General features: G+C 73.5%; 6 protein-coding genes and 1 pseudogene. 4 read left to right on the top strand and 3 right to left on the bottom strand.

Annotation, left to right across the window (positions count from 1 at the left end):
• Positions 1-215: pseudogene (locus BI06_RS51095) on the top strand (hypothetical protein); the annotation flags it as partial.
• Positions 216-413: 198 nt separating this feature from the next.
• Here the strand turns inward: BI06_RS51095 and BI06_RS23790 are convergent.
• Both BI06_RS23790 and BI06_RS23785 read right to left on the bottom strand, forming a co-directional pair.
• Positions 414-989: a TerD family protein gene (locus BI06_RS23790; protein ID WP_030397579.1), complete on the bottom strand. Its 576-nt coding sequence runs from the start codon at positions 987-989 to the stop codon at positions 414-416.
• 116 nt (positions 990-1,105) lie between these two features.
• Positions 1,106-1,594 carry a hypothetical protein gene (locus BI06_RS23785; protein WP_030397580.1) on the bottom strand — a complete coding sequence of 163 codons (489 nt, stop codon included), beginning with the start codon at positions 1,592-1,594 and terminating at the stop codon, positions 1,106-1,108.
• Positions 1,595-1,672: 78 nt separating this feature from the next.
• Between BI06_RS23785 and arfB the strand changes: the two genes are divergently transcribed.
• A complete protein-coding gene (gene arfB / locus BI06_RS23780) occupies positions 1,673-2,107 on the top strand; it encodes an alternative ribosome rescue aminoacyl-tRNA hydrolase ArfB (protein ID WP_043471230.1) in 435 nt (144 codons plus the stop codon).
• 63 nt (positions 2,108-2,170) lie between these two features.
• Here arfB and BI06_RS23775 read toward each other — a convergent pair whose 3' ends face one another.
• The gene (locus tag BI06_RS23775) at positions 2,171-2,698 is read right to left on the bottom strand and encodes a flavin reductase family protein (protein WP_030397582.1); all 528 of its coding nucleotides are present in this window, start codon (positions 2,696-2,698) and stop codon (positions 2,171-2,173) included.
• 395 nt (positions 2,699-3,093) lie between these two features.
• Here BI06_RS23775 and BI06_RS23770 point away from each other — a divergent pair, with 395 nt between their 5' ends.
• Together BI06_RS23770 and BI06_RS23765 are read left to right on the top strand one after the other, a co-directional pair.
• Positions 3,094-4,938, top strand: a complete 1,845-nt coding sequence (locus tag BI06_RS23770; protein WP_043471224.1) for a diguanylate cyclase — start codon at positions 3,094-3,096, stop codon at positions 4,936-4,938.
• Between the two features lie 160 nt (positions 4,939-5,098).
• The gene (locus tag BI06_RS23765) at positions 5,099-6,088 is read left to right on the top strand and encodes a hypothetical protein (RefSeq protein ID WP_055731143.1); all 990 of its coding nucleotides are present in this window, start codon (positions 5,099-5,101) and stop codon (positions 6,086-6,088) included.
• Positions 6,089-6,133 lie beyond the last annotated feature (45 nt).

The following is a 6,133-nucleotide window of genomic DNA, read 5'->3' as shown; positions in this document are numbered from 1 at the left end:
CCCAGGCCCAGGCCCAGGTGCAGCCCCAGCCCCAGCCCCAGCCCTTGGCGCAGGACGCGGTGCCGGAGCCGGCGGCCGCGGCCCCGGAGGCCGCCGAGGAGCGGACCCAGGTGCTGCCCCAGGTCGGTCGGACGACCGCCCCCGAGGTGGTCGACCTGACCCCGCACGACGAGACCGAGCAGATCGAGGTGCCGGAGCTCCGCGCCTCCCGCTGAGGCGGCGCGCGCGGCCGGTGCCGAGCGGCGCGGGTGGACGGAGGACCGTCCGCCCGCGCCGCTCCGTCGTTCCGGGCCCGGCGGGGGTTCGAGGACGGGCGCTACGGCCCGGAGGGCGGTCGGGGGTGCCGGGAACGACGCGGCGCCCGCCCCGCCGGGTGGCGGGACGGGCGCCGGAGGGCACCGCGGGGCGGAGCGTCAGAGCTGGACGCCGAAGTCCTGGGCGATGCCGGCCAGGCCGGAGGCGTAGCCCTGGCCGACCGCGCGGAACTTCCACTCGGCGCCGTTGCGGTAGAGCTCGCCGAAGATCATGGCGGTCTCGGTCGCGGCGTCCTCGGAGAGGTCGTAGCGGGCGATCTCGGCGCCGCCGGCCGCGTTCACCACGCGGATGTAGGCGTTGCGGACCTGGCCGAAGTTCTGCGACCGGGCGACGGCGTCGTAGATCGAGACCGGGAAGGTGATCCGGGCGGCCTCGGCCGGCAGCGTGGCGAGGTTGACGTTGATCGCCTCGTCGTCGCCGGCGCCTTCGCCGGTGCGGTTGTCACCGGTGTGGACGACGGTGTTGTCCGGGGTGCTGGTGTTGTTGAAGAAGACGAAGTGGCTGTTGGACAGCACCTTTCCGTCCGCGTTCAGCACGATGGCGCTGGCGTCCAGGTCGAACTCGGCACCGGTCGTGGTGCGGACGTCCCAGCCGAGGCCGACGGTGACCGCGGTCAGGCCGGGGGCCTCCTTGGTCAGCGAGACGTTGCCACCCTTGGAGAGGCTCACTGGCATGGTGTGTGCTGTCCCTTCGATTGCTGTTGCCGGGGATAACGCGGGAACCGCGAGGGTTGGTTCCGCGCGGCCGGTTTCTTTTCCGCCGCCGCCGGCACGGTTTCGGGTATTCCCCGTCAGACGCGCCGGAACCTGCCCTGGAGTTCCCAGACAACCGGATTGTCGGCGAGATCGGGGTGCATGTCGAAGAGGTCGGCGAGGGTGTCCTGGAGGAAATCCCTGGCCTCGCGGCGCAGATCGCTGTGACGGACCACGACCGGCGGCTCGTCCGGCAGCCAGGTGGCGGTGACCTCGACCCAGTTGAAGCGGCGGGCGAACCGCAGCAGATGGGTGTTCTGGGTGAAGTCGAGGTCGGCGGTCTGCACCCGGGCGGCGCGGCCGCCGTCCGGGTCGCGGTCGAGTTCCTCGACGATGTCGCACAGGGCCCAGGCGAAGTCCAGCACCGGGACCCATCCCCAGGCTGTGGACAGGTCGGATTCCTCGTCCTCGACGTGGACGTCGCCGCAGAACAGGTCGTACCGCAGCTCGCGCGCGCCCGCGGACCGGTAGTCGGTCTGCGGGGGGTCGGGGAAGCGGTTGGAGAGGGAGTAGCCGAGCTCGATCACAGGGACATTGTCGGGGTTGGCACGGGACGGCCGGATAACCGGGTGACCCGGCGTGGTCCGGCGCGGGATGATGGGCCCATGCCTGAGCCCGTTCGCGTACGGGGGTCGGTGGTCGTCCCCGACGCCGAGCTCGTCTGGCGCTTCTCCCGTTCCTCCGGCCCCGGTGGCCAGCACGTCAACACCTCCGACACCCAGGTCGAGCTCCGCTTCGACCTGGCCGCCTCCGCGGCGCTGCCCGAGGTGTGGAAGGAGCGCGCCCTGGAGCGGCTGGCCGGTCGGCTGGTCGACGGCAGGGTGCTGGTGGTCCGGGCCTCCGAGCACCGTTCGCAGTGGCGCAACCGGGAGGTCGCCGCGGCCCGGCTGGCCTCGCTGCTCGGCGAGGCGACCGCCCCGCCGCCGAAGGCGCGCCGGGCGACCAGGCCCTCCCGGGGCATGGTCGAGCGGCGGCTCACCAACAAGAAGCACCGCTCCGAGCTGAAGCAGGGGCGGCGCTCCCCGCGCGGCGGGGAGTAGCGGCTGCGGGCGGCGGCGCCCGGCGGCCCCGGCCCGTCCGGGACTGTCCGGAGGTGTCCGGGGTCAGCCCAGGGAGCGGTAGCCGCCGCGGAAGTACAGCAGCGGGCGGCCGCCCGGGTCGGGCACCCGGGCCTCCAGGACCCGGCCCAGCAGCAGGGTGTGGTCGCCGGCCGGCATCCGCTGCTCCGTGCGGCACTCCACGGTGGCGAGCGCGCCACTGATCAGCGGGGCCCCGCTGTACGGACCGCGGTGGTGCGGGGCGTCGGCGAACAGCAGCCGGTCGCTGAGCCGGCCCTTCATGGCGAACCGCGAGCCGAGCGCCTTCTGCTCCTCGGACAGCAGCGAGACCGCCCAGGTCTCGGCCCGGGAGAGCACCTCGTCCATCCGGGAGTCCTCGCGGACGGAGATCAGGACCAGCGGCGGCTCCAGCGACACGGACAGGAAGGACGTCGCGGTCATGCCGACGTCCTCGCCGTCGTCCGGGTCGTGGACGGTCACCAGGCTGACACCGGAGGCGAGCTGGGAGAGCGCCGCCCGGAACTCGTCGGGGGACGCTTGGGAGGCAGCTTCGGGCTGCGGGGACGGGTACACGTAGGCACGCTAGCCCGCGACCGGGGGAAACGACATCGGGCCCTGGTCGTAGGACCAGCGACGCAGCGCGGCTCGGTCCGCCCGGGCACCGGGAAGGTTACGGTTCGCGCCCGGCCTCACCCCCAGGAGTGAAGGGGAGGGCCTGCCCGGCGGTCAGTCGGCTACAGCGCCGGGCCATTTCGGCCGACCACCGGAAATGTGCCGATGAGGCTTTTTGTCCCGTTATGGGGCAGATGAACCGATTAAGGGCGCATTAGTGTCGTGTGATTTAAGTCACAAGTGCTGACCTATTGCTGACCGAGCGTGCCGAACGCTGTGCTCCCTGTGATTCAGTTCTTCTGGCAATCGGACGATAACCAATCAAGACCTATCCGAAGCAGCCGGGGAGCCCCCGCATGGAAGCCGAGTCGGAGCCTTATGTCCGTCTCGCGACCCTCCGCACCTTGCACCGGGTCGTGGCGGACCTCAACGCTGCCCGCAGCCTGGCGGGAACGCTGCAGGCCGTGGTCGAGGGCGCCGTGCACGGGCTCGGATTCGACGCCGCCGCGGTCAGCCTGGTCCGGCCCGACGGCGACCTGGTGGTGGCGGCCGTCTGGGAGCTGGAGGAGAGCGCCATGGGCGGCCCCTCCGTCCTGCTCGGCCAGGTCGGCTCCCGCGAGTCCTGGGACCGGCTGCTCGGCGTCAGCGACCACTGGGGCACCCTGCGCTTCCTCCCCTACGACCGCGGCTGGGCCGTGGCCAGCGACATCCCGCGCTGGATCGGGGACGGCGCGATGCCGGTCTACGCCAACGACTGGCACCCGGCCGACGGCCTGCTCGCCCCGATGTACAGCGCCGGCGGCGACCTGCTCGGCGTCCTCTCGGTGGACCGGCCGCGCAGCGGCAAACGGCCCGGGGCCTGGACCCGCGAGGCGCTGGAGATGTTCTCCCTGCAGGCGTCCATCGCGATCGGCAACGCCCGGCTGCGCGCCGAGATGCAACGCGCGCTGGCCCGCCTGGAGAAGGAGCAGCAGGCGCTGCGGGCCAGCGAGGAGAGCTTCCGCCAGGCCTTCGAGTACGCCCCCAGCGGGATGGCCATCACCGAACTCCACGGCGCCGGCCGGGGCCAGCTGACCAGGGTCAACGACGCGCTCTGTCGCCTGCTCGGACGCCCCCGGGCGGTGCTGCGCCAGCAGAGCTTCGCCGATCTCGTGCACCCCGACGACCGGACGCTGCTGGAGCGCACCAGCGCCGAGAGCGGCCGGGCGGAACTGCGACTCTCCCGCCGGGACGGCGGGTACCAGTGGGTCTGTCTGCGGAACTCGATCGTGGCCGACGCCGCCGAGGGCCCGAGTTTCCTGCTCACCCACGTCGAGGACATCGAGGACCGCAAGCGGCACGAGCTGCAGCTCGCCCACCGGGCCAGCCACGACGCGCTCACCGGACTGCCGAACGGGGCCGAGCTCAAGGCCAGGCTCGGGCGCCGGCTCTGCGCCCTGTCGCAGGCGGTCGCCGCCGGGCACCAGTCCGCCCCGCCCGGGGACTCCGGCCACGGCGGCGCCGGGTACGCGGCCGCGCTCCGCCCCGAGGACGGCTTCGTGGGGTACCCGGAGCACCTGTTCGGCGACTCCCACCGCACGCCCGGCGGCTACGAGGGCGCGGACCCGGCGCACGGCTACGGCCTCCCGGAGGGCTACCCGGCGGCCGCGTCCATGGGCGCGCCGGGCGGGGCGAACGGCTACGGCGACCATGTGCACGCCGTGGTGCCGCCCGACCACGGCCCGGGCGGCGAGATCCGGACCGGTCCGTTCCGTTCGAGCCCCCCGCCCGTCGTGGACAAGGGGCTCGCGGTGCTCTTCTGCGACCTCGACGGCTTCAAGTCGATCAACGACCGGTTCGGGCACAACGCCGGGGACGCCGTCCTGGTCGAGGTCGCCCGCCGGCTCAGCGGGGCCGTCCGGGACGGCGACACGGTGGCCCGGTTCGGCGGCGACGAGTTCGTGGTGCTGGCCGACGGCATCGGCCGCGACGAGGCGAAGGACCTCGCCCACCGGCTGCGCAACGCGATCATCCCGCCGATGCGGATCGACGGCCGGGCGATGCGGGTCGGGGTGAGCCTCGGCATCGGCTGGGCGGGCTGCGGGATGAGCATCGAGGAGGTCCTGCACACCGCCGACGAGCGGATGTACGACGAGAAGCGGGCCCGGGGCGGCGCGGTGCGCGGCGCCCGCGGCGAACGTTCGCACCGGCGGGCAGGCTGAACCGGACTCCCGGGCGGGCGCAAGCTACCCGTGGGTTGTCAAGGGGTCTTTTCGGGGCGTAGCCGACGACAGGTAGTGTTCCGGGGGTACGAGCGACCACGATCAGCGTCCGACGGCACGGCAGTGCGGCGGCGCGACCGCGATGGGGGAGTTGACCACCGTGACCACCGCCGGCAGCAGCGGGGCGCCCCAGGGCCCGGAGGGCGGCGCCCCTCAGGACGACGATCCGTTCGGCTACCTCTACCGTCCGGCCGACGGCGCCTCCGGGCAGCCGGCCGAGCCGCAGCAGGGCGTGCCCCGCACGCCGTACAGCCGCCCGATGGAGGTCGGCCGCGCCCAGTACGGCCAGCCGCCCAGGCCGCAGCAGCCGCAGTCCGGCTACCAGCAGCCCGGCTACCCGCAGGCCCAGCCGCCGCAGCAGCCCTACCCGGCGCAGGGCGACTTCGGTGCCGCCCCCACCCAGCAGACCCGCTACGCCGAGCACTCCCGCCCGCAGCCGGGCGAGGAGCGGCCGAGCGGCGGCGGCCGGGGCAAGGGCGCCGTCATCGGCGCGGTGGCCGTGGTCGCGGCGATCGCGATCGGTGCCGCGGTGGCCCTCAACGGCGGGGGCTCGGACGACACCAAGGACAAGGACACCAAGGGCAGTACCTCGGCCAGTGTCTCGGCGGGCCCGGGCACCGGTACCGGCAGCGCGAACCCGACCGGCTCCGCGTCGGCCACGCCGGCGGCGACCGCCTCCGGTACCGGCGGCCTGGGCCCGGTGGACGCGAGCCAGCTGCAGGCGCAGAACGCGCCGGCCGGCAACACCGTCAAGGGCGCCAAGTCGGCGGACGGCAGCTATCTGACGCTCAACCCGGGCGGGACCATCACCTGGACCGGTGAGCTGGCGACGGCCGGCACCTACAAGTTCACCGTGCACTACAGCAACGCCGCCGCCGACGTGCGGGCGGCGGCGACGGTCAACGGCAAGGACTGGCCGGGCGGACTGGGCTTCAAGAACTACTCCCCCGGCAAGGACCCGGCCTCGTCCTGGTTCAACACCTACATAACGCCGCCGATGGTGGCGGGCCCGAACACCGTGGTGATCTCGGTGCCGGCGGGCAGCGGCACGATCCTGGTCGACCAGGTGCTGCTGGAAGCCACTTCCTGAGGCCTTCCCGGGGCCGGCCTCGGGCCGACCCGGGGCACGACGAAC

The sequence above is a fragment of the Kitasatospora sp. MBT66 genome, assembly GCF_000710405.2.
GTDB lineage: Bacteria > Actinomycetota > Actinomycetes > Streptomycetales > Streptomycetaceae > Kitasatospora > Kitasatospora purpeofusca.
This window is presented reverse-complemented; position numbering and strand designations above follow the sequence as displayed.

Excerpts from the sequence above, each read along its gene's own strand:
- BI06_RS23790 (WP_030397579.1), bottom strand. The coding sequence starts at position 989 with ATGCCAGTGAGCCTCTCCAAGGGTGGCAACGTCTCGCTGACCAAGGAG.
- arfB (WP_043471230.1), top strand. The coding sequence starts at position 1,673 with ATGCCTGAGCCCGTTCGCGTACGGGGGTCGGTGGTCGTCCCCGACGCC.
- BI06_RS23770 (WP_043471224.1), top strand. The coding sequence starts at position 3,094 with ATGGAAGCCGAGTCGGAGCCTTATGTCCGTCTCGCGACCCTCCGCACC.